Here is a 22,580-nt window from a genome sequence, read left to right as displayed (position 1 = left end):
TTATCAGCTTATTCAATGATTTGATTCCGCGCCCCTTCTCGGGATAGCTGAGTTGAAATTGGGCGAGTCAATCCCCAAATGTATACTATAGTACACAATACCGAGAGGACAGTTATATGGAAGAACAGATTATTGGATTGATTTCATCCAACATCATTTTCCTGCTGGGCGCGGCGCTGATCGTCGTCGTCATTTTCAAAGGCATAAAGATTGTGCCTCAATCCGAGAAATTCGTGATTGAACGGTTCGGGCGCCTGCATTCGGTCCTTGGGCCGGGGATCAACTTTATCGTTCCGTTTCTGGACGTTGCGCGCCACAAGATATCCATTCTGGAGCGTCAGTTGCCCAATGCGACTCAGGACGCGATCACCAAGGACAACGTATTGGTGCAGATCGACACCTCGGTCTTTTACCGCATTCTTGAACCGGAAAAGACGGTCTATCGTATCCGTGACGTCGATGGCGCGATTGCCACCACCGTGGCCGGTATCGTCCGCGCCGAGATCGGCAAAATGGACCTGGATGAGGTGCAGTCGAACCGTGCACAGCTGATTACCCGTATTCAGGAAAGCGTGGAAACCGCCGTGGATGATTGGGGTATCGAGGTGACTCGGGCCGAGATTCTGGACGTTAACCTGGATCAGGCCACCCGCGACGCAATGTTGCAGCAGCTGAACGCCGAACGCGCCCGTCGCGCGCAGGTCACTGAGGCCGAGGGTCAGAAACGCGCCGTTGAACTGAACGCCGATGCCGAGCTTTATGCGGCTGAACAAACCGCCAAAGCCCGCCGTATTCAGGCCGAGGCCGAAGCCTACGCAACGGGCGTGGTCGCCAAGGCCATTCAGGATAACGGGATCGAGGCCGCTCAGTATCAGGTCGCATTGAAACAGGTCGAGGCCCTGAACGCACTTGGCGCAGGCAATGGCTCGCAAACCATCGTAGTGCCCGCGAATGCGCTCGAGGCATTTGGCGATGCCTTCAAGATGTTGAAAGGAGGCCGGTAATGGCCGATCCGTTCTGGTTGACATGGTGGATTTGGTTGGCGGGGGCTTTGGCCCTCGGCATCCTCGAGATTGTGCTGCCGGGATTCATCTTTCTGGGCTTCGCAATCGGCGCGGCGATCACTGGGCTGTTGCTGGTCATCCCCGGTGTTGCCCCGCCGCTGCCGGTTTTGCTGCTGATCTTTGCAGCTTTGTCACTGGCGGCGTGGCTGGTGTTGCGGCGTATGTTCGCCCTGCCCCATGGTCAGGTGAAGACCTTCCGGCACGATATAAACGAATGAATCGCTCGGCGCCCGATAAGGGCGCCACGGCACCACTGGACGCTGCCCGTGGCTTTCCCTATATAAAAGCTCAGGAAACAGACCCGAGGCACGAATGACCCACCCGAGTGAACAGTTCGAAGGCACCCCGCTGATTGCGCCTTCCACGATTGAGCACCCCTTGTATGAAGCGGTGGTCGAGGCGTGCCGTTCCGTCTATGACCCTGAGATTCCGGTCAATATCTATGATCTGGGCCTGATCTACACCATTGACATCACGGCCGAAAACGCCGTCAAGGTCATCATGACCCTGACCGCGCCGGGCTGCCCTGTCGCGGGCGAAATGCCTGGCTGGATTGTCGAAGCTGTCGAACCGGTGGCCGGCGTCAAGGAAGTGGACGTAGAACTGACATGGGAACCGCCCTGGGGCATGGAGATGATGTCCGACGAGGCCCGTCTGGAACTGGGCTTCATGTAAGCAAACCAGCTGTCGATGGCTAAACCGCCCTCAATCACCGGGGCGGTTTTTTTTTATTTGATACCACAGGTGGTTTTGATTTCCTCCGCCCGCGCGTCCAGCGCTTTGACGTAATCACCGGAGAGCATCGACAGATGTTTCTTCTCGGTCCCCGTGATCAGGCCCAGCAACGCACCGGCTGGAAGGATTGAAACAACGCTTGCAACCTGTTGATCTTGAGCGTGTTTTCTCTCAGCCGCGATGGCGCGCAAATCCCCTGGCGCAGTGGCGCAATTCACCGAATGCCGCTTTTCATCGGTTTGAGCCGCAGCAGCACCAGCAAACGCCGCGAGGGCAATTAACGGCACTGCTTTTATTCCACTAAGTTTTAGCGAAGAATTCATCCTGTTATCCTACCTGCAATGTTCTCTGCTCAACTGCGTGCAAGGCTAGGACGAAGGCGCGGCGTTAGGCAAGCGTAGGTTGCATGTGTGCCTACCTGAGTGGAAAACTTAGGTAAGCACGTCTGCTATGTCTTGAGACTGCCCCACCAGAGGACTAAGTTATTAACAACGCGCGACGACGGAGACGAAAATGTTTGGCATTCCCGGCAAACAGGCCGTGACCATGACCCCAAAGGCTGCGGCCCAAATTGTACGCCTGATGGAATCGGGCGGGCACGCGGGACTGCGCATTGGCGTCAAGAAAGGTGGCTGCGCAGGCATGGAATACACCATGGATTACGTGGATGAGGCCGACACCAATGATGAGGTGGTCGAACAGGATGGCGCACGGGTGATGATCGCCCCAATGGCGCAAATGTTCCTGTTCGGGACCGAAATCGACTATGAAGTCTCGTTACTGGAATCCGGTTTCAAATTCCGCAACCCCAACGTGGTCGATGCCTGCGGCTGCGGCGAGTCGATCAAGTTCGACGAAACCCTGTCAGCGCAGAATTAGGACGCCGTTTTCAGGTGGACGTACGTCTCGTTGAACCGCCGGGTCAGGTGTTCTCCGGCTGAAATCACTTGGTCCGACTCAGGTGGCGCAACGTTGGTGTCATAGGACGGGTTAAAAAACAGCGGCACCGAAACCCGTTCATCCGCTCCTCCGACGACCCTGTGCATGGTCGCTTTGACCTGCCCTGCGGTCCAGAACTCCAGCATTTCCCCGAAGTTGATCACGAAGGTGCCGGGGTCGGCTTGGACCTCGGCCCAACTTCCATCCGGCAATTGTGCCTCAAGTCCCGGAGTGCCGTCGGTCGCCAGCAAGGTCAGGCAGCCATAATCCGTGTGCGCGCCGATCCCGAAATCACGCGCCCCCGCCCAAACGGGACGCTGAGGGTAGAAGTTGCCGCGCAGCAAAGCCATCGGCGTGTCAAACGCCACATCAAAGCTGCCCGCGTCGCGGCCCAAAGCAACGGCAATCGCTCGCAAGATACGCATCGCAACGGCACAAGCGTCACCATAGTAGCCTTGAATCATGTGCTGAAAACCAGACGGCGCGTCGGGCCATTGGTTAGGGGCGTAAACGCTCAGGCCCCGGTCGGCATAGGCACTGTCCTCGGGCAGATCGAAACCGCAATCGAACACCTCTTTGTAGTCCGGATTCGCATCGGGATCGACTTGTTCGGAATGCGGCGCACCCCAGCCTCGATTTGCCCCGGTCTTTGCCATGTCGACGCGGCTTTTTTGCGCCTCGGGCAGGTGGAAAAACGCTTTGTAAGCGGCTAGGACGGCTTCGATCCTCGCCTTGTCTAATCCAGTGTTGGAGACGCGCAGAAACCCAACGTCGCTAACGGCGCGCCGCAATCTGGCCAGTTCCGCCACATCACGGGCGTCCAATTTCGCAAGATCCAGTGTGTCGATCATCTCTGCCTCATTCGCTCGCGCGAGTTCTGTCGATTTCTGCGATGGTCTGCAACCGGAATTGTCACGACCCCCGGCGGGTGTTATCCGAAACACAAACAACAATTCTTGTGGGAGTGTGTGCGATGCGGCGCAAGCTGGCGGCTGGTAACTGGAAAATGAACGGAATGTCGGCCGAGCTAGAGGAGTTGAGCACCCTCGCCCGCATGTATCCGTCCCCCACGGTCGATGTGCTGATCTGCCCGCCCGCAACCCTGCTGCACCGCGCGGCCAGCACCGTGGAGGCCACAGATATTCAGGTTGGCGGTCAGGATTGCCATGCAAACACCTCTGGCGCCCATACCGGTGATATCAGCGCCGGAATGCTGCTCGATGCCGGGGCGTCCGCGGTCATTCTGGGCCACTCTGAACGGCGCGAGGATCACGGCGAGCAAAATGAAGACATCCGTGCTAAGGCCCGTGCTGCCATGGACGCTGGGTTGAAAGCCATCATCTGTGTCGGTGAAAGCCTGGAACAGCGCGAAGCAGCCAACACGCTGGATATCATCGGCGGTCAGATGTCGGGCTCGATCCCGGACCAGTCAACCGGTGAGAACTTGATCGTCGCCTATGAACCCATCTGGGCCATCGGCACGGGCAAGGTCCCCACCCTCGATGAAATCGGAGAGGTCCACGACTTTATCCGCACCCGTCTGGAACGTCGGTTTGGCGAGGGCGTGGGCCGCTCGGTCAGGCTACTTTATGGCGGGTCGGTCAAACCCGGCAATGCCGCAGACATCTTTGCGGTGTCCAACGTGGACGGGGCATTAGTCGGCGGGGCCAGCCTGAAAGCGCAGGATTTCGCGGGCATCATCGACGCGCTGCAAAACGCCTGAGCGTCACGCCAGTTTCATAGTTACCAAACCGGCCACAATCAGGGCCGCTGCAATCAAGCGCGGGGCTGTCAGGGCCTCGCCTAGAAACATGACGCCGATCATGAACGCTCCAACCGCACCGATCCCGGTCCAGATCGTATAGGCCGTGCCGAGTGGCAAATCCCGCATAGCCAGTGCCAGCAAGCCAAAAGACCCGATCATCGACACGCCCATCAGCGCGGTCGGCCAAAGCCGGGTGAAACCAACCGATTGCTTCATCGCAACGGCCCAGACGATTTCCAACAAACCGGCGAATAGCAGAAAAATCCAGGGCATAGAGGCACCTCATATCCGTTCGGGTCGTCCCGAATGATCAACCAAAGTGGTGAGGTCGTCCTCTGCCCTCCAGATGGGCATGACCCGCAATTCGTCAAGAGGGGCGCAAAGGAAAAAGCCGGGCCTCTGGGGCCCGGCTTTCATGTGGTTCACGGCTAGTTCGTTATGATCTCTGGCCCCATGAAAGTATTGGGCAAGAAGGTCGATATCCATGGGATATACGTGACCATGATCAGGAAGACGAACAGAACCGCCAGGAAGGGCAGCGCCGCCTTCACGACGCTCATCATCGGCATTCCGGCCACGCCCGAGGTCACGAACAGGTTCAGCCCGACCGGAGGTGTAATCATCCCAATCTCCATGTTGACCACCATGATGATGCCCAGATGGATTGGGTCGATGCCCAGTTCAATCGCAATCGGGAACACCAGAGGTGCCACGATGACCAGCAGGCCCGAAGGCTCCATGAACTGACCGCCGATCAGCAGGATCACGTTCACCACGATCAAGAAGGTCACTGGTCCCAGACCCGCCGACAGCATGGCACTGGCGATGTGTTGCGGCACCTGCTCGTCGGTCAGCACATGTTTCAGGATCAACGCGTTGGCGATCACGAACAGCAGCGTGACGGTCAGCTTGCCTGCCTCGAACAGCGTATGCTTGGTATCGGGGTGAAAAAAGGCCGTCACCAGCGCATAGGGCTTTTTGATCAGCGGCAGATTGGGCTGCCCTTCTTCCGTGCTGAGCGGGCCCATGTCCTTGTAGACAAAGCTGGCAATCAGGAAGGCATAGACGGCGGCCACGGCCGCGGCTTCGGTCGGTGTAAAGATACCGCCATAAATACCACCCAGAATGATGACGATCAGGAAAAGGCCCCATCCGGCCTCGCGCGCCGAGGCAAAGATCTCGCCCCATCCTTTCCACTCACCTTTGGGCAGGTTCTTAACCTTGGCCATGACATAGATGGTGATCATCAGCATCAGACCTGCCATCAGGCCCGGAATGACCCCTGCAAGGAACATGCGCCCGACCGAGACCTCGACGGCGGCTGCATAGACAACCATCACGATCGACGGCGGGATCAGGATGCCCAGCGTACCCGCGTTACAGATCACACCAGCGGCGAATTCCTTGGAATACCCCACCTGACGCATCCCTGCGATCACGATCGAGCCGATGGCCACAACGGTCGCCGGGGACGACCCCGACAGTGCCGCGAACAGCATACAAGCAAACACGCCGGCAATCGCCAGACCACCAGGCAAATGCCCAACACAGGCAATCGAGAAGCGTATGATCCGCCGCGCCACACCGCCCGTTGTCATGAAAGACGACGCCAGAATGAAGAACGGGATTGCTAGCAGGGTGAAATGCCCCTCGAAGGCCTCGAACAGCGTGCCTGCGACCGAGGCCAAAGAACTGTCAGAATAGATCAGCAGGAACAGGGTCGAGCTAAGGCCAAGCGCCACCGCAATCGGAACACCGATCAACAGCAGGCCAATGACCATTGAGAAAAGAAGAACGACGTCCATCAGTCATGCACCCCTTGTTGTGCGCGGACTTCTTCGATCTCGTCCTCGACTTCGTGGCTGGCGACAAGGCGGTCGGTTTCGCCGCGCCAGATTTGTACTGCAACCTGAGAAAAGCGGATCACCAGCAGGATCATCGACACCGGCAACACCAGATACGGGATCACCTTGGGCAGCTTTTCATAGCCCTCGCCATAGTTGATCATGTCTTCCAAAAACCGCAGCGGCGCGACCATTGGGATGTCGTCAACCTCGTAAAAGCTCTGGCTGCGCGCACCGGTATCGAACCCGGTCGGGAACCACCGGCCTGAGGTCGGCGGCAGATCCGCGAAGACGGCCCAATAGTCATAAGACCCCTTTAGCAGCAGCAACGAGAAGACCAGACAGCACGCCACCGCAATTAGGGCCAGGATGCGTCGCGGCGCCGGTGCCAGCATATTCAGGATCGCATCCACGCCCAGATGCGCGTGTTTCTTCACTGCATAGGACGCCCCCAACAGCACCAACCAGCCAAAGGTGAACACTGTCAGTTCCAGCGCCCACAGGATGTTAGAATTAAAGACGAACCGCGCGATGACGTTGGCGAAGGTGACGACGGTCATCACCCCCAACAACAGCGCGATCATCGTCTCTTCGATATGGTCGATCAGCCCGCCAGAGCCGGGTTTCGCACCAGACATCTCATTGTCCCCGCATTTTGTGTGATGAGAATAATTGGGGCGGGCCTGTTTCAGCCCGCCCGGCCCGCGCGTCGATAACTCCCCAGTCCCCCGGCGCGCGGACTGCTCGGATTAAAATCCGGCGTTGATCGCCTGTGCAGCGTCGATCTTGTCCTGACCCACATCGCCAGCGAACTTGTCCCAGACAGGCTTCATCGCATCGACCCAAGCCTGACGCTGGTCGGCGTTCAGCTCACGAATGGTGCCGCCGGCGTCGATCACCGACTGCTTGGCCGCTTCGTTCACCGCAAAGGCTTCTTTGTTCCGCGTCTCGGTGACTTCACTCAGGATCGTCAGGAACTGATCGCGCACTTCGGGGTCCAAGCTGTCCAGCCAGTCAACCGAAGTCACAACCAAGTAGTCGATGATGCCGTGGTTGGTCTCGGTAATACCGTCCTGCACTTCGAAGAACTTCTTGCCGTAGATGTTCGACCAGGTGTTCTCCTGCCCGTCCACAACGCCCTGCTGCAAAGCACCATAGACTTCCGAGAACGCCATTTTCTGCGGGCTGCCACCAATGGCTTCCATCTGCGCGACCAGCACGTCCGAAGACTGAACACGGAACTTCAGACCATCCGCATCGGAAGGATCAACCAAAGGTTTGTTCGCCGACATTTGCTTCATGCCGTTGTGCCAAAATGCCAGCCCCTGCAGGCCACGGCGCTGCATGCTGTCCTTCATCGCTTGACCGTCAGCCGAGGCTTGGAATGCGTCCACCGCATCAATGTTCTTGAACATGAACGGCAGGTCGAACAGACGGAACTGCTTGGTGAACTTTTCAAACTTCGACAGCGACGGCGCGGCCAGTTGGACGTCGCCCTGCAGCATCGCCTCCAGCACCTTGTCGTCATTATAGAGGGTCGAGTTCGGGAACACCTCCATGCACATAACGCCGTTCATCTCGTCATTGACACGCTGCTCCAGCAACGATGCAGCAATCCCCTTGGGGTGCTTGTCGGTGTTGGTCACATGCGCAAACTTCACCACGATCTCGCCGTCGTCACACGCCGCCATCCCAGCGGTCGCGGTCACGGTCAGCGCCAGTGCGGTTGCGGCTGTTGTCAGGAATTTCATCTGTCCTATCCTCCCAGACTTCACAAAACTTCTCCCAGACGCTCGACGAGCGCCTCATGCCGGGCAGTGAACCGAATCGCCTCTTACCGCTCAACTTTTTGTTCCGAATGCCGGTTGATTGTATTTTTTTGTTAATTAACAGTGCTTTACAAGTCGCGCGAACAGATCTTTGGCTGCTATCCTTGAGCGACGTGCGAAATTTCGCACAAGCCCAAACCCCTTCTGTGCGGTTTTCCGCACAACTTGATTCGCCCATCGAGAATCACCACCCAATCAAGCGCAACCACAGTTCGCGTCAGCGAACTGCCCGGCCCAACCGCCTGACCTGCATGAAATGCAGAGAAAGCGGGCGGGAGCACCTACCTGCGATAATCCTCGGGCCGAATGCCATAGCGAGCCAGCTTGTCGTAAAATGTCTTGCGCGGCAGTTTCAGCGCCTTGGCCGCGTCCGATGCTTTGCCGTTATGGCGCCCCAGCGCCGCGATCAAAAGTGACCGCTCAACTTGGGCCATCTGCTCGCTCAGACCCAACTCAGTGGCGGCGCCCACCTCATCCGGCATCCCAAGCACAAAGCGCATGGCCGCTGACATCAAGGATCGGGCATTCCCTGGCCAATCTTGCGACATCAAAGCCGCCAAATGTTCGGAAGAGATGTCAGGTACTGCAATGCCAGCCTGTTCCGCCGCCTGCGCGACGTAGTGGCGAAAGATCACCGGGATATCCTCGGGCCGCTCGGACAGGGACGGGATGCGCACGCGCATCACATCCAACCGATAGAACAGGTCCGCATGAAACTGCCCTGTTGCGGACAGATCCGCCAGATCCGCAGTGGTGCCGGCGATGATCCGCGCCCCAACCCCCTGCTCGATGATTTCAAGCGCCGCATATTGGGTGTCTTTCGGCATCACCGAAACCTCGTCAAGGAACAGTGACCCACCAGCCGCGTCCTCACACACCTGCTGCAAAGACTGAACCGACATGCCCGAAGCGGGCCGCTTGACGAATGGACCCTGCGATTGCGGTGACATCAAATGAACCACCTCAGCAACCTTTGATATCCCACTGCCCGCAGGTCCTGTCACCAGAACCTCGGCCCCAGTCGGCGCAACTGAACGCACCCGGTCCCGCAACGCCTCCGACCGCGCAGACAGACCAAACAGAAGCCGCGCCGCCGGGTCGCCCTTTTCCAACTCCTGTTTCAGGGCGCGCTGTTCCAGAACTTGCCGCCGCGCCAGATGTGCTCGTTCCAGCACCTCAAGCAGATCAGAGGCCGCACAGGGCTTTTCCAGAAAATCGAACGCACCCTTGCCCATCGCCCGAACGGCCATTGGAATATCGCCTTCGCCTGTCAGCAGGATCACCGGCAACTCGGGATCAATCTCCAACGCGTAGTTCAAAAGGTAAAAACCGTCCCGTCCGGGCATGCGGATATCCGAGACGATGACCCCCGCAAAGTCTGCGCGAATATGATCCTTGGCTGCTACAAAAGAGCCTGCCGTGACCGGCGCGTAATCCGCCAGTTCCAGCGTTTGCGCCAATGCCTCGCGGACCGCCGCGTCATCATCGACCAGAAGAACCTTGCGTGTCATACCACTTCATCTTCCTGAAAATACTCCAGTTCAACCGTAAAGGTCGCCCCTGGATTCGAGTTCACACCGCGAATATTGCCGCCAAAGCTTTGCACCAGCCCGTACGAAATCGAAAGACCCAGCCCCATCCCCTCTGAGGAGCCGACCTCTTTGGTCGTATAAAACGGTTCGAACAGTTTTTCCGTATTTTCAATCCCCGGACCGATATCGCGGACTGTCACCGACAGCTTTTCGTCATCATGTATTTCAATGTCGATCCGCCGCTCGGGTTGCTGGCTCATGGCGTCGGCGGCGTTGTTGATCAGGTTGACGAAAACCTGCCCCAGACGCACCTCTCCGCCCCACGCGAACACAGGCCGCACCGGAGGGGTCCAGTCCAGAACCACCCCATCCGCGCGCAAACGCGCCTCGGTCAGTTCGATCGCGGTTTCGATGACCTGCACCAGATCAACCTTGCTCATCGGCTCGCTTTCATTGCGCGCAAACGCCCGCAGGTTCTTGATGATGCGGGCCATACGTGCGGCCATATCGGAAATGCGGGTTAGGTTCTCAGCGGCCTTTTCCTCGCGTCCACGGGTCAGGAAAGCGGTTCCATTATCGGCGAATTGCCGGATCGCCATGAGTGGCTGGTTCAACTCGTGACTGATCCCAGCAGACATCTGCCCCAATGCGCTGAGTTTTCCAGCCTGCACCAATTCTTCCTGCGCGTGTTTCAGGGCGGTTTCCGCCTCCTGTCGCTCATGCACTTCGCGGCGCAGGGCGGTGTTGGCATCCGTCAGTTCATGAGTGCGTTGCGCCACGCGGCTTTCCAACTCGACATTGGCCAAGGCCAAAGTGCGCCTGCGCTCGGTGGCCAGATACAACAAAGCCCCAAAGGCCAGACAGATTGCCGCCACCGTCGCCGCCTGCAACCCGGCCAAGCGCAGGGCCGGAGCAACATCGACCAGCACTTCGGCCGTCATGTCGATCACTGGCAGATCCAGCGTCAGATGCAAGGCACGTTGCGGTAAATACCGACCCCAATCGACCTCCCACAACTCATGCGGTCCCACTTGGACCGAGGCGAAGGCCACGGACTCACCGGTTGGCGGAGATAGCCCCAGCTGGCCGTCGTCACGGCGCCAGAACAACAGGTCCGAGCGATTGGAGATGAACACGACCCCCTCGGCATCGACAAAGAAAACAGCCTCGGTACTGCCGCGCCACGTCTGCTCGACGTCCTGCACGTCGGCGATGACCATTAATGCCCCGTCCACCTGCCCTTCGGGGCCAAACGCGGGGGCGGCGTAAGAATAGATCCGGTCCCCGGTCGCGTCTAACACCCCATGCGCACTGCCCATCGCGCCCTGCAAGGCACGCTCAAAGGCAGGGTGATCGGCCATATTGGTCTGTGCCGCCGGTTGTGCCGAGGCCAGAACCTGACCGTCGCGGTCCAGATAGATCATATCGACCGCCGCTGTCTTGTCGGCAACATCCAACAGCACGAAGCGCGCATCGCGCCGTTGTGCTTCGGTCTCCAGCGTGTCGAAAGCAGGATGTGTGGCCATCAGTACGGCAAGTTCCTGATAGACCTGCATCTGAGTGCTCAGCCGGTCGGCAGCGAGTTCCAGATCAGCCTCGGCCTTGTCACTAAGTTGCAGCAGCGCCTGCCGGTAGCCGTATGACCACACCCCTGCCGCCAACAGCGCGACAGACAAGACAAATCCCAAAACAACCCAAACCCTTTGCATGAAATAGGGTCTTGCATTCACCGGGCCTCATGGCAAGTGTCCTTGGAATGAAGACGCTTACCCAATCGCCGGTTGCACCGGAGTTCGTCCAAAACCCTTATCCTTTCTACCACCAGGCGCGCGCATCCGGCGATCTGATCTATTGGGACGACTATCAGATGGTGGCCGCCGTTTCGCACAAGGCCGTGCAAACGTTGCTGAAAGACCGCCGCTTTGGCCGTGAAACCCCAGCCGAGATGCAAAAGCCGGGTCCAAGGCACCTCGCCCCATGGTTGGCGATCGAGGCGCATTCCCTGCTTGAGCTGGAACCACCCCGCCATACTAGATTGCGGGCCTTGGTGATGCGCGCCTTCACCTCGCGCGCGATTACTGCGCTGGAGCCCGCAATACGGGACCTGACCCACGCATTGATCGACGATTTCCCTGATTCCCCGTTCGATCTGCTGGACCGGTTTTGCACCCAAGTGCCCGTGATCACCATCTGCCGCCTGCTGGGCGTACCCGAGGAGATGTCGCCGGACCTGCTGCGTTGGTCCCATTCCATGGTCGCCATGTATCAGGCCAGCCGAACGGCACAGACCGAACAAGATGCCGCCGCAGCCTCACAAGAATTCACTGATTTCCTGAACAGCTATATCGACCGCCGTCGCACGGATTCGCGTGACGACCTGATCACCCGGCTGATTGCAGCCGAGGAAGATGGCGAGAAACTGACGCGCGATGAATTGGTCGCCACTTGCGTCCTGCTGCTGAACGCCGGACATGAGGCAACCGTGCATTCGCTGGGCAACGGCGTGAAGACAGCGTTGGAACTAGGCCTTGATCGCAGCGTTTTTCAGCCGGGTGTCATAGACGGAACGGTCGAGGAAATCCTGCGCTACGATCCGCCGCTGCACATGTTCACGCGCTATGCTTACGAAGACGTCACCCTGTTCGACCACAGTTTCAAACGCGGCGACGAGGTGGCCTTGCTTTTGGGGGCGGCGAACCGCGACCCGGCAGTGTGGACAAACCCAGATCAGTTTGACCCAACCCGCCCGGTTGTCACCAACACCAGTTTTGGCGGCGGCTTGCATTTCTGTGTCGGGGCGCCGTTGGCACGGCTGGAAATGCGAGTCGCGCTGTCAAGCCTGTTCAATCGGTGCCCCTCTCTACGCCTGAGCGAAGCACCGGCCTATGACAACACCTATCACTTCCACGGCTTGCAGCGCTTGATAGTGGAAACCTGAAACTATCCGTCGACCAAAGCACCCAAGGGCAACATCGTGGTGGACTTGATTTCCTCCATCGATAGCAGCGCGGTCACGTTGTGGACCCGCACTTCCGAGATCAGGGTCTGGTAGAACTCATCATAGGCGCGCGCATTCTTGACACGCACTTTCAGAATATAGTCGATATCTCCCGCCAGCCTGTGCGCCTCTTGCACTTCGGGCCGATCCCGCAAGGCCTTGAGGAACCTGCGCTGCCAATCAGCCTCGTGCTCTGAGGTTCTGATCAGCACAAAAAACGTAGCCTCGAACCCCAGCGCCTCGGCGTCCAGCAAAACGGTCTGCTGACCGATGACTCCGGCCCCTTTTAGCTTGCGGATCCGATTCCAGACCGGGGTCTTGGAGCTGCCGACCCGCGCTGCTATTTCGTCCAGCGATTGACTGGCATCGCGCTGAAGCTCAACCAGAATTTTCCGATCCGTGTCGTCTATTCGCACCGACATTCCAATTTATCCCTCGTTTCGAAACCCACGTTCCACATTCCAATTTTACAGGAACGTATGTTCTTATTTAAGCGCCCATATGGCGCAATACTGGGAATATTTCCTATATTGCAGGTCAAGTCAAACTAACCGGAATCAACTATGCAAGACGCACGTTCATATGATGGCACAGGGCATGTCGACTTTGTCGGCGCGGGCCCCGGCGATCCTGAATTGCTGACGCTCAAGGCGCTGCGTGCGTTCGAGCGCGCGGATGTCGTACTTCATGACCGCCTGATTAGTGCCGAGGTTTTGGCGATGGCGGGAAAAACGGCTGCTCTGGTTGATGTGGGTAAAGCCGGTTTTGGTCCTTCGTGGAAACAGGCGGATATCGACGCCCTATTGGTGGAACATGCGTTAAAAGGTCAGCGGATCGTACGCCTGAAATCCGGTGATCCTACCGTGTTTGGTCGTCTGGACGAAGAGATCGAGGCCGTTGAAGCCTCAGGCATCTCTTGGACCATCATCCCCGGTATTACGGCTGCCTCGGGCGCTGTGGCGGGTATCGGCCAAAGCCTTACCCGGCGCGGCCGCAATTCCTCGGTCCGGTTCTTGACCGGCCACGACATGAAGGGCTTTGCCGATCACGACTGGTCAGCACTGGCGCGTCCGGGCTCTGTCGCGGCAATCTATATGGGCAAAAAATCGGCTCGGTTCGTCCAGGGCCGCCTGATCATGCACGGCGCCGACCGCGCCACGCCCATCACATTGGTGGAAAACGCCTCGCGCCCTGATCAGCGCATCGTGTCAACCAATCTGGACCAGTTGCCCGCCGATCTGAACGCCGCCGAAATGGACGGCCCCACCCTGACTTTTTACGGCCTTGCCCCGCGCCAAGCGGCCAAGACCCTGACCGAATTCAAGAAGGAGCACGCCTGATGGCCCGCGCTTTTACCCCCAAAGTCGTCACCGCCAATGACCTGCTGGAAGGCGACGTGATCTACTTGACTGCCGATGACCGTTGGTCGCGCGACCTGGCCGAGGCCGAGCTGATCACCGACGAGGCCCACGCTCAGGTCCGCCTGCTGGATGCCGCGCGTCAAGCCAATAAGATCGTCGGCGCATATCTGGCCGATGCAGTGGCCGGTGAAAACGGCCCCGAACCCACCCATTTCCGCGAGGACTTCCGCCGCACCGGCCCGTCCAACTATGCCCACGGCAAGCAGGAAACAACAACGCAGCCCCGGGCCTGATCTCTGGCCCTCTCTCTCCCCAAAAAGGCCCCAAGGTATCGGGGCTGCAACTAAGGACAGCTAATCATGTATCGCTACTCCGAGTTCGACACAGCATTTTTGGCAGAACGTAACAAGCAGTTCCGCGCCCAGGTTGAGCGTCGCATCGACGGCTCGCTGACCGAGGATGAGTTCAAACCCTTCCGTCTGATGAACGGCCTGTATCTGCAACTGCACGCGTACATGCTGCGCGTCGCCATTCCCTATGGCACGCTGTCCAGTGCACAGATGCGCCAACTGGCCCTGCTGGCCGAGAAGTGGGACAAGGGCTATGGCCATTTCACCACCCGCCAGAACATCCAGTATAACTGGCCTAAGCTGAACGACGTTCCGGATATGCTGGACGCGCTGGCCGAGGTTGGCATGCACGCCATCCAGACCTCGGGCAATACGATCCGCAACGTGACCGCCGACCATTTCGCCGGTGCCGCCGCGGACGAGATCGCCGATCCTCGCCCCTATGCCGAACTGCTGCGCCAGTGGTCCACCGATCACCCGGAATTCCAGTTCATGCCGCGTAAGTTCAAGATCGCCATCACCGGTTCGGAAAACGACCGTGCTGTAGTCAAAGCGCACGACATCGGCCTACAACTGGTTGAACGCGACGGCGTTCTGGGCGCCCGCGTGATCGTGGGCGGTGGTCTGGGCCGTACGCCGATGATCGGCAAGGAACTGTCGGATTTCGTCGCCTTTGACGACCTGCTGGCCTATCTTGAAGCGACTGTGTCTGTCTGGAACCAGATCGGCCGCCGTGACAACAAATACAAAGCACGCATCAAGATCACCGTTCATGAAAACGGCATCGACACCATCCGCGCCAAGGTAAACGAGCGCTTCCTTCAGGTCCGCCCCCAATTCAAAGGCGCCGATATGGCGTTGTTGGAAGAGATCAAGGGCCACTTTGCAGCGCCTGATTTCCGTCAGGGCTCGGTCGCGTCCTTTGAAAGCGCCTATACCAACGATCCAGTCTTCCGCTCGTGGGTCGATACCAATATCGCGCCGCATAAGAACGCGGACCACGCGATTGTCACGATCTCGATCAAAAAGCACGGCGCGACACCGGGTGATGCGACCGCAGAACAGATGCGCGTGATGGCCGATTTGGCTGAAGAGTTCGCTTATGATGAGCTGCGCATCAGCCACGAGCAGAACGTGATCCTGCCGCATGTCCACAAATCGGACCTGCCCGCGATCCACGCCAAGCTGAAGGAATACGATCTGGCCACCGCAAATATCGGCCTGATCAGCGACATCATCGCCTGCCCCGGCATGGATTACTGCGCGCTGGCCACGGCACGTTCGATCCCGGTTGCACAGGAAATCGCAACCCGCTTTGACGATCTTAAGCTGGAGCATGATATCGGCCACCTGAAGATCAAGATCTCGGGCTGCATCAACGCTTGCGGTCACCACCATGTGGGTCACATCGGCATTCTGGGTCTGGATCGTGCAGGCGTCGAGAACTACCAGATCACTCTGGGCGGCGACGGCACTGAAACGGCAGCCATCGGCGACCGTACCGGTCCAGGCTTTGCTTATGATGAGATCGTCCCGGCGGTCGAGCGGATCGTGAACACCTATTTGGAACAGCGCGACAGCCCCGAAGAAGAGTTCCTGCAGACCTATCGCCGTGTCGGCATGGCTCCGTTCAAGGCAGCTCTGTACCCCGAGGCTCAGGCGAATGCCGCTTGATCTGATCCAGACGGAACTGGGCAAAGACCGCAGCGAACTGACCGAAAAAGTCGAGGCGCTGAACGCCCGGTTCCGGCACCACAGCGCGCATGACGTGATGCACGGTGCCATTGACCAGATTGAAGATCTTGCCCTGGTGTCCAGCTTTGGGGCCGAGTCGGTGGTGTTGCTGCACATGGCGGCGGTGGTCGACAAGATGACCCCGGTGCTGTTTGTGGACACTCAGATGCTGTTTACCGAAACGCTGGAATACCAGCAGGAGGTCAGCGAACGTCTGGGGCTTAAAAACGTGCAGATCATCCGCGCCGAGGACGAGGATGTGAAGCGCGACGACCCCTATGGTGCCCTGCGTCTGCGGGATACGGATGCGTGCTGTAACTTGCGCAAGACCTTCCCGCTGCAACGGGCCCTGACGGGCTACTGCGGCTGGATCACCGGGCGCAAACGGTTTCAGTCCGGCACCCGCGCCGCGCTGGAGTTCTTCGAGGTCGAAGACGGCACTGGCCGGATCAAGGTCAACCCGTTGGCCCATTGGGCGCCCGAGGATGTGCGCGCCTATATGGAAGAAAACAACCTGCCCCGGCATCCACTGGTGGCCAAAGGATACCCCTCGATCGGTTGTGCGCCCTGCACCTCGCCGGTCAAAGAAGGCGAAGACCCTCGCGCCGGACGTTGGCGCGATCAGAACAAGGAAGAATGCGGCATCCATTTTGTCGATGGCAAGATGGTGCGCGCCGGAGAGACAACATGAACGTAATCGTAAATGATGAGGGCTTTGCCCCCGACGACTGGACCGATGGGTTTGTTACGCTGGAAGACGCCGCCAATGACGTGGTTGCGTTGGATGTGGCCTCGGACACCGATCCGGATGAGCTGTTTGAACGTCTGGGCAGCGCCAAAATGGTGCGCGTGGACTTTCCGTCGTCGGCTGATGGGCGCGGCTTTACCATTGCCCGCATTTTGCGCCTGAAAGGCTATACCGGCCGTCTGCGCGCCCGCGGCCATGTGCTGGCGGATCAATTCGCCATGGCTCGCCGTAGCGGCTTTGACGAGGTCGAGATCGACCAGGCACTGGCCCAGCGTCAGCCCGAAGATCAGTGGCTGGCCCGGTCGAACTGGGAAGACAACAACTATCAGGCCCGCCTGCGCGGTTAAGACCGCCATCGGTCAGCTTGAGGACAGGACGTGGGGGCAACTGCCCCCTTTTCCTGACGTGGATCAAAGATTAAACGGAGATGCCGGTTTACCCAACTGGCGGATATAACGATGACAGAGATGAAACCAGTGAGTGAAGCAACCGCCGTGAAGGCCCCCGTTCTGCCCGACGCCCAGACCGTCACCGACGTCAAGCATTGGACCGACAGCCTGTTTTCCTTCAAAGTGTCGCGCCCGGCCTCGCTGCGGTTCCGCTCGGGCGAGTTTGTGATGATCGGTTTGATGGGCGATCCCGACCCCAAGACCGGCCGCCAAAAACCGCTTCTGCGCGCTTATTCGATCGCGTCGCCCTCCTGGGACGAAGAGCTGGAGTTCTACTCGATCAAGGTGCAGGACGGTCCGCTGACGTCAAAGTTGCAACATATCAAACCCGGCGATCAGATTATCCTGCGGCCCAAGCCCGTTGGCACGCTGGTACATGACGCCCTGCTGCCCGGCAAACGCCTGTGGTTCTTCGCCACCGGCACCGGCTTTGCGCCCTTCGCCTCGCTGCTGCGCGAACCGCAGACCTATGAAGATTATGATGAGGTCATCATCACGCATACCTGCCGCGAAGTGGCCGAACTGGAATACGGTCGTCAGTTGATCGAAGACATCCGTAAGGACGAGATGCTGGCCGAGCTGATGGGCGAAGGTTTCGCCGACAAGATCCGATACTACCCGACCACCACACGGGAAGAGAGCCCCAAGATGGGCCGCATCACCAACCTGCTGCAAGACGGCACTGTCTTTGCCGATCTGGGTATCGAAGGTGGCATCAAGCCGGAAACCGACCGTGCTATGGTCTGTGGCTCACTCGCCTTTAACCTCGATATAAAAGCCATTCTGGAAGAGTTCGGCCTGCGTGAAGGCGCGAATTCCGAACCCAAGGAATTCGTCATCGAAAAGGCCTTTGTAGGCTAATCAGGCCGCGCCGGTCACCGTGTTACCCCTGACCGGCGCATAAACCTGCTGTGAAACCACCGAAATTCCATCGTTTTGGCGTGGATCACGCTTGAATCAGGCACCGGAGCGGTCTAAATTTCGGGCTCGAATTTCTGCAATCATCAAAGGAATGAACCCATAGCCCGCAGACCTCACAACGCGCCGCCTCAGAGAGATACCGGCCCGCGCGTCAATGAAAGAATCCGTGCCCCCGAAATCCGCCTGATCGGCGCTGATGGAGATAACGTCGGGGTGGTTCATCCCGCCAAAGCCATGCAACTTGCCGCAGATGCGGGCCTAGACCTGGTCGAGATTTCGCCAAACGCGAACCCGCCGGTCTGCAAGATCATGGACTTTGGCAAGTTCAAATACGAACAGCAGAAACGCGAAAGCGAAGCGCGTAAGAAGCAAAAAGTCATCGAGGTGAAAGAGGTCAAGTTCCGACCCAACACCGACACGCATGACTATGACGTCAAGATGAAGAACGTCTTCAAGTTTCTGGAAAAGGGCGACAAGGTCAAAGTCACTCTGCGCTTCCGAGGCCGTGAGATGGCACACCAGAATCTTGGGCGTGAACTGCTGGAGCGCGTGGCAGAGGACATCAAGGATCTGGGCAAGGTCGAAAACATGCCCAAAATGGAAGGCCGTCAGATGATCATGATGATCGGGCCGCTTCCTCAGAAGTAATCAGAATTACCGGATGTTATTCATAGCCCCCCGCCGTGGGGGCTTTTTTCTGTTCATCCTGCCGTTCACGCAGCCACACGATTGAGTCGTTCAAGTCAAATCCCAATGAGATCAGATCGACGATCAAAAGCAGAACCAGAAACCGAACAAATCCGGTGGTCAGCGGAGTTCCATCCGTTAGCAGGATTATGATGATCGCCACCATCGGCACCCAGCAGATCAGATGAGGCAGAGCCATGGCCTTGGACATGCCGCGTGCGGCCCTCATGATAGGAATATTCAACGCCATTCCTGTCACGGCCAAGGCCGCAATCAGTGCACCCTGCGGTTGATCAACAAAAGCCAGAGTGCCGAGATTCACAGGCACAAGGATGAACGTCATCCATAACTGTACCCATAGTGGCAGTGCCCGAAAACTAGACCAAATGTCTGCGATCATTACTCACACCCATTCACAATAAAATAATGAATAAGTGTATTAATTACACAGGAGTTGTCAGTACACAAACACGTTATACGACTGCGGCCAAAGAATTACTCAACTTTGTGACCATTTCGCCAACCTGAGTCTCCTTTAGAATGAAAGGAGGAGCCAAAAGAACGTGGTCTCCGAATCGCCCATCGCGTGTGCCTGACATCGGGTAGCAGATCAAACCTTCCGCTAAAGCGGCCTTTTTGATCTTGGCAGCTACGCCCTGAGACGGATCGAAGGGTGCTTTGGTTGCACGGTTCGCGACCAGCTCGATTCCACGAAAAAGCCCCCGCCCCCGAATATCCCCGACATTGGGGTGCTGACCGAACTCGGCAAGCAAAGCGTCCTGAACCGTCGAACCCATCTGCATCACGCGATGCGGCAGATCCCGCTCGATCATCTGTGTCACAACGGCAAGTGCCGCTGCTGTTGCAACGGGGTGGCCAATATAGGTGTGACCGTGCTGAAAAAAGCCGGAGCCGTCTCGGACTGCGTCATAAATCTTCCCGGTGCACATCATGGCCCCGATCGGCTGATATCCCGCCCCCAGACCTTTGGCAATGCACAGGATATCGGGGGCGACACCCTCATGATCGCAAGCGAACAGATGCCCTGTGCGCCCCATACCGCACATTACTTCGTCCAGGATCAGTAACACACCGTACTGGTCACAAATCTCGCGGATTCGTCTGAAATACCCCTCGACCGCCGGTACCGCACCCAATGTTGCCCCAACTACGGGTTCGGCCATGAACGCCATCACGCTGTCCGGTCCCAACCGCAGGATTTCTGCCTCAAGCGCGTTTGCGACCCTCTGGCCATAATCAAAGCTACTCTCATCCTCGGGTTTCTCGCCGTATTCGTAGCAGGCCGGGATATGAGACATCTCGATAAGCATCGGCGCAAACTGCGCACGCCGCCATGCGTTCCCGCCGGCCGATAAGGCCCCTAAGGTGTTCCCGTGATAGCTTTGACGACGTGCAATCACATGACGCCGGTCTGGTTGCCCGATCTCAAGAAAATATTGCCGCGCCAGTTTTATCGCGGCCTCGGTCGCCTCGGATCCGCCCGATACAAAATAAACGCGGTCCAGATCACCCGGTGCGTGTTTGATCAGCAGATCCGCCAACGCCTCGGCCGGTTCCGAGGTCATGAACCCGGAATGGGCAAACGCGATCTTTCCAACCTGCTCTTGAACAGCGGCAATCACCGCATGATCCGAGTGGCCAAGGCAAGACACAGCCGCATCGCCACAATCCAAATACCGACGCCCCTGAGAGTCGATCAGATAGCATCCGTCGCCTCCAACAGCAGTTGGCAGATCAGCCTTGGTATGGCGTGGAAAAACGTGGCTCATGATCTGATACCTTTCAAAGTTTCTACCAAAGCGGCAACAGATGCCGCGTTGTCGGCCCAAGGGGTTCCGGCGTGGTCCGTCAGACTGTTTTCAAACCCGACACGCACGTCTCCACCCTTTTTCGCAGCCATCGCAAGGCACGCATGTTCCCGCGGCCCAAAAGCACAGACCATCCAGGGCCCATCGACCGGCGGCAACCTGTCCAAATCCTCGGGCGATGAATTCATCCCTGCCGAATACCGCCCCAGAACCAACAGATGCTCCGACTGTTCCATTCGCACTATGCCCGACGCGCGCCATTGCGCCAACAAAGCAACGTCTGCTGCATTATAAAGGATATGCTGAACCCGCGTCCCCTGTTCGGCACATAGCCCATAAACCCGATCTGCGAGGTCCGGCGCGCGCGCAATCTCGCGCACAGAAACCGAGGCCCAACCCGGCCTCACCCCGGCCAGACAGTCGTACTGTGCTTGCACGTCATACAGACCGACCGCTTCGGTTGTGATCTGGATGTCCAGCGTCGGGACTTGTCTACGCAGCTCGGCAATCGTTTCCAGATATTGCCCCGCGTCCAAACTATGCCGTCCCTGCGTATCGCGTATATGTAGGTGAAGACCCTGCGCCCCGGCCCCATGACATGCCTGCGCCGTCGCCGTGATCTCATCCAGCGTCACTGGTAGATGGGCATGATCCTTAAGCCCGCGCCGCGCCCCGTTTGGCGCAACCAGAACATAGGGTTTGTTGGGCGTCTTCTGGGCAGACATTGGCACATCCTTTTGAACACCTCGGACATGACGGTTCGCTTCAATGTTTTCAATTTGCCTTTTTCAAAACATTTGTTTTTATGGGGAACATGACACTCAATTCCCTAACCCGACGCTTGCGCAGTACAATCGATCAGTTGCCCCCAGCCCTGCAAGCGGCCGCAAAATATGTACTCGACCATCCCGGCAATATAGCGCTGGACCCAATCCGAGTGTCTGCCGACAAGATCGGCGTAAGCACCAATGTGTTGGTCCGGCTGTCCGAAAGACTTGGGTATGACAGCTACGAGGCCTTCCGCGCACCCTTTCGCCATGCTCTGCTAACTGATCGGGAGCGACACCTGAACCAAAGCTGGGTAGCGGAATTGCGCGAAGGCACGCCCGCCGATCAGGCACAGGCCAAATTCGCCGAAACCACACTGAATGTAACAACCCGATCCCTTCGGTTGATGACGCCCGAAAAAACGGCGCTGGCGCTGGATGTCATCACGTCCTCTCGGCGCTGCTTTGTCACCGCCACCCGCGCCAGCTATGCGCTATCCTACTATTTCTCGTATGTGGGCCGAATGGCACATCCCGGAATACAGTTGATCCCACGACATGTTGGCGCAGCCAGCGATGACCTCGTGGACGCGACACAGCAAGACTGCCTGCTGGCCATCACCGTTCACCCCTATTCCGCAGATACAATCCAATCGATGCGCTCTGCGCTAGCCCGCCGGATGCGCCTCATCCTGATCACCGACAGCGAGGTGGTCGCACCAGGCATTCAACCCGACGTCCTGTTCCCGGTCAGCACAAGATCCCTGCATCACTTTTCTACATATTCCGGCGCAATGGCTGTCCTTGAATGCCTTCTTGGGCACTTGTTCGACGCAGGCGGAGCGGACGCCCTGAACCAAGTTCAGGCCTACGAAAAGGCCAGGGAACAAAACGGCGCGTATTGGGCTCCCTCCAAAACGCCACGTATCCGGCGATAAAAAAGCCCCGCTTTTGTTGCGGGGCTTTTGGGTTCGTTTGTCTAGGCGGTTACGCGCAGGTTTGTACTGCGCGTTTGGTCATGACGCTGA

The 22,580-nt window shown here is 58.1% G+C and carries 26 protein-coding genes; 14 read left to right on the top strand and 12 right to left on the bottom strand.

Translation table 11 applies throughout. From position 1 onward, the window contains the following. Positions 1-116 precede the first annotated feature (116 nt). The 3 genes from ACR0CA_RS17930 to ACR0CA_RS17920 all read left to right on the top strand — a co-directional run bounded on the left by ACR0CA_RS17930 (position 117) and on the right by ACR0CA_RS17920 (position 1,739). A complete protein-coding gene (locus ACR0CA_RS17930) occupies positions 117-1,004 on the top strand; it encodes an SPFH domain-containing protein (protein ID WP_170786600.1) in 888 nt (295 codons plus the stop codon). Further along, positions 1,004-1,282, top strand: a complete 279-nt coding sequence (locus tag ACR0CA_RS17925; RefSeq protein WP_480900496.1) for an NfeD family protein — start codon at positions 1,004-1,006, stop codon at positions 1,280-1,282. The genes ACR0CA_RS17930 and ACR0CA_RS17925 overlap by 1 nt, the downstream gene beginning before the upstream one ends. Before the next feature lie 94 nt (positions 1,283-1,376). Further along, positions 1,377-1,739: an SUF system Fe-S cluster assembly protein gene (locus ACR0CA_RS17920; protein WP_480873652.1), complete on the top strand. Its 363-nt coding sequence runs from the start codon at positions 1,377-1,379 to the stop codon at positions 1,737-1,739. Between the two features lie 53 nt (positions 1,740-1,792). Here the strand turns inward: ACR0CA_RS17920 and ACR0CA_RS17915 are convergent, their stop codons facing one another. Next, entirely contained in the window at positions 1,793-2,122 is a 330-nt protein-coding gene (locus ACR0CA_RS17915; protein ID WP_480900494.1) for a hypothetical protein, read from the bottom strand. 190 nt (positions 2,123-2,312) lie between these two features. On the opposite strand from ACR0CA_RS17915, the gene ACR0CA_RS17910 reads away from it, so the two are divergent. Beyond that, entirely contained in the window at positions 2,313-2,678 is a 366-nt protein-coding gene (locus ACR0CA_RS17910; RefSeq protein ID WP_170786598.1) for a HesB/IscA family protein, read from the top strand. Here the strand turns inward: ACR0CA_RS17910 and ACR0CA_RS17905 are convergent. After that, entirely contained in the window at positions 2,675-3,589 is a 915-nt protein-coding gene (locus tag ACR0CA_RS17905; RefSeq protein WP_480900492.1) for an isopenicillin N synthase family dioxygenase, read from the bottom strand. The genes ACR0CA_RS17910 and ACR0CA_RS17905 overlap by 4 nt on opposite strands. 122 nt (positions 3,590-3,711) lie before the next feature. Between ACR0CA_RS17905 and tpiA the strand changes: the two genes are divergently transcribed. Further along, positions 3,712-4,461 carry a triose-phosphate isomerase gene (tpiA, locus tag ACR0CA_RS17900; protein WP_480900489.1) on the top strand — a complete coding sequence of 250 codons (750 nt, stop codon included), beginning with the start codon at positions 3,712-3,714 and terminating at the stop codon, positions 4,459-4,461. A 3-nt stretch (positions 4,462-4,464) separates the two neighbouring features. Here tpiA and ACR0CA_RS17895 read toward each other — a convergent pair whose 3' ends face one another. The 6 genes from ACR0CA_RS17895 to ACR0CA_RS17870 all read right to left on the bottom strand — a co-directional run bounded on the left by ACR0CA_RS17895 (position 4,465) and on the right by ACR0CA_RS17870 (position 11,417). Beyond that, the gene (locus tag ACR0CA_RS17895) at positions 4,465-4,776 is read right to left on the bottom strand and encodes a DMT family transporter (protein ID WP_170769621.1); all 312 of its coding nucleotides are present in this window, start codon (positions 4,774-4,776) and stop codon (positions 4,465-4,467) included. 155 nt (positions 4,777-4,931) lie between these two features. Beyond that, positions 4,932-6,308, bottom strand: coding sequence for a TRAP transporter large permease (locus ACR0CA_RS17890; protein ID WP_170786590.1), 1,377 nt, complete (start codon positions 6,306-6,308; stop codon positions 4,932-4,934). Further along, a complete protein-coding gene (locus tag ACR0CA_RS17885; RefSeq protein ID WP_170769619.1) occupies positions 6,308-6,985 on the bottom strand; it encodes a TRAP transporter small permease in 678 nt (225 codons plus the stop codon). The genes ACR0CA_RS17890 and ACR0CA_RS17885 overlap by 1 nt, the downstream gene beginning before the upstream one ends. 111 nt (positions 6,986-7,096) lie before the next feature. After that, positions 7,097-8,098, bottom strand: a complete 1,002-nt coding sequence (locus ACR0CA_RS17880; RefSeq protein WP_170769618.1) for a DctP family TRAP transporter solute-binding subunit — start codon at positions 8,096-8,098, stop codon at positions 7,097-7,099. 359 nt (positions 8,099-8,457) lie between these two features. Further along, positions 8,458-9,687: a sigma-54-dependent transcriptional regulator gene (locus ACR0CA_RS17875; protein WP_170769617.1), complete on the bottom strand. Its 1,230-nt coding sequence runs from the start codon at positions 9,685-9,687 to the stop codon at positions 8,458-8,460. Next, positions 9,684-11,417 carry a sensor histidine kinase gene (locus tag ACR0CA_RS17870; RefSeq protein WP_480900486.1) on the bottom strand — a complete coding sequence of 578 codons (1,734 nt, stop codon included), beginning with the start codon at positions 11,415-11,417 and terminating at the stop codon, positions 9,684-9,686. Before ACR0CA_RS17870 ends, ACR0CA_RS17875 begins: the two co-directional genes overlap by 4 nt. Positions 11,418-11,464: 47 nt before the next feature. Here ACR0CA_RS17870 and ACR0CA_RS17865 point away from each other — a divergent pair, with 47 nt between their 5' ends. Then, positions 11,465-12,646 carry a cytochrome P450 gene (locus ACR0CA_RS17865; RefSeq protein ID WP_480900484.1) on the top strand — a complete coding sequence of 394 codons (1,182 nt, stop codon included), beginning with the start codon at positions 11,465-11,467 and terminating at the stop codon, positions 12,644-12,646. 2 nt (positions 12,647-12,648) lie between these two features. Here ACR0CA_RS17865 and ACR0CA_RS17860 read toward each other — a convergent pair whose 3' ends face one another. Next, positions 12,649-13,128 carry an Lrp/AsnC family transcriptional regulator gene (locus ACR0CA_RS17860; RefSeq protein ID WP_170786584.1) on the bottom strand — a complete coding sequence of 160 codons (480 nt, stop codon included), beginning with the start codon at positions 13,126-13,128 and terminating at the stop codon, positions 12,649-12,651. 141 nt (positions 13,129-13,269) lie between these two features. Here ACR0CA_RS17860 and cobA point away from each other — a divergent pair, with 141 nt between their 5' ends. The 7 genes from cobA (at position 13,270) to infC (ending at position 18,917) form a co-directional block, all read left to right on the top strand. Beyond that, positions 13,270-14,046 carry a uroporphyrinogen-III C-methyltransferase gene (gene cobA / locus ACR0CA_RS17855; protein ID WP_480900482.1) on the top strand — a complete coding sequence of 259 codons (777 nt, stop codon included), beginning with the start codon at positions 13,270-13,272 and terminating at the stop codon, positions 14,044-14,046. Beyond that, on the top strand, positions 14,046-14,360 hold the full coding sequence (locus ACR0CA_RS17850; RefSeq protein ID WP_170786582.1) for a DUF2849 domain-containing protein: 315 nt from the start codon (positions 14,046-14,048) through the stop codon (positions 14,358-14,360). Before cobA ends, ACR0CA_RS17850 begins: the two co-directional genes overlap by 1 nt. Positions 14,361-14,426: 66 nt before the next feature. Continuing rightward, the gene (locus tag ACR0CA_RS17845; protein ID WP_480900480.1) at positions 14,427-16,091 is read left to right on the top strand and encodes a nitrite/sulfite reductase; all 1,665 of its coding nucleotides are present in this window, start codon (positions 14,427-14,429) and stop codon (positions 16,089-16,091) included. Continuing rightward, positions 16,081-16,842 carry a phosphoadenylyl-sulfate reductase gene (locus ACR0CA_RS17840; protein WP_170769610.1) on the top strand — a complete coding sequence of 254 codons (762 nt, stop codon included), beginning with the start codon at positions 16,081-16,083 and terminating at the stop codon, positions 16,840-16,842. The genes ACR0CA_RS17845 and ACR0CA_RS17840 overlap by 11 nt, the downstream gene beginning before the upstream one ends. Beyond that, positions 16,839-17,246 carry a DUF934 domain-containing protein gene (locus ACR0CA_RS17835; RefSeq protein WP_170786575.1) on the top strand — a complete coding sequence of 136 codons (408 nt, stop codon included), beginning with the start codon at positions 16,839-16,841 and terminating at the stop codon, positions 17,244-17,246. Before ACR0CA_RS17840 ends, ACR0CA_RS17835 begins: the two co-directional genes overlap by 4 nt. Before the next feature lie 111 nt (positions 17,247-17,357). Then, positions 17,358-18,209, top strand: coding sequence for a ferredoxin--NADP reductase (locus tag ACR0CA_RS17830; protein ID WP_170769608.1), 852 nt, complete (start codon positions 17,358-17,360; stop codon positions 18,207-18,209). Positions 18,210-18,326: 117 nt separating this feature from the next. After that, entirely contained in the window at positions 18,327-18,917 is a 591-nt protein-coding gene (infC, locus tag ACR0CA_RS17825) for a translation initiation factor IF-3 (RefSeq protein WP_456239037.1), read from the top strand. A gap of 16 nt (positions 18,918-18,933) precedes the next feature. Here the strand turns inward: infC and ACR0CA_RS17820 are convergent, their stop codons facing one another. The 3 genes from ACR0CA_RS17820 to ACR0CA_RS17810 form a co-directional block, all read right to left on the bottom strand. Continuing rightward, positions 18,934-19,299 (bottom strand): hypothetical protein, encoded by a 366-nt coding sequence (locus ACR0CA_RS17820; protein ID WP_480900478.1) that lies wholly within the window; start codon positions 19,297-19,299, stop codon positions 18,934-18,936. A gap of 130 nt (positions 19,300-19,429) precedes the next feature. Continuing rightward, complete coding sequence (locus tag ACR0CA_RS17815) at positions 19,430-20,746, bottom strand: aspartate aminotransferase family protein (RefSeq protein ID WP_480552950.1); 1,317 nt, start codon at positions 20,744-20,746, stop codon at positions 19,430-19,432. Then, positions 20,743-21,510 carry a beta-keto acid cleavage family enzyme gene (locus tag ACR0CA_RS17810; protein WP_480552948.1) on the bottom strand — a complete coding sequence of 256 codons (768 nt, stop codon included), beginning with the start codon at positions 21,508-21,510 and terminating at the stop codon, positions 20,743-20,745. Before ACR0CA_RS17810 ends, ACR0CA_RS17815 begins: the two co-directional genes overlap by 4 nt. Positions 21,511-21,599: 89 nt before the next feature. Between ACR0CA_RS17810 and ACR0CA_RS17805 the strand changes: the two genes are divergently transcribed. After that, positions 21,600-22,490: a MurR/RpiR family transcriptional regulator gene (locus ACR0CA_RS17805; protein ID WP_237215909.1), complete on the top strand. Its 891-nt coding sequence runs from the start codon at positions 21,600-21,602 to the stop codon at positions 22,488-22,490. Positions 22,491-22,580: the final 90 nt, after the last annotated feature.

The organism is Ruegeria sp. F12, from assembly GCF_056533885.1.
The sequence above is the reverse complement of the archived record's forward strand: the minus strand, read 5'-3'. Positions and strand labels throughout refer to the sequence as shown.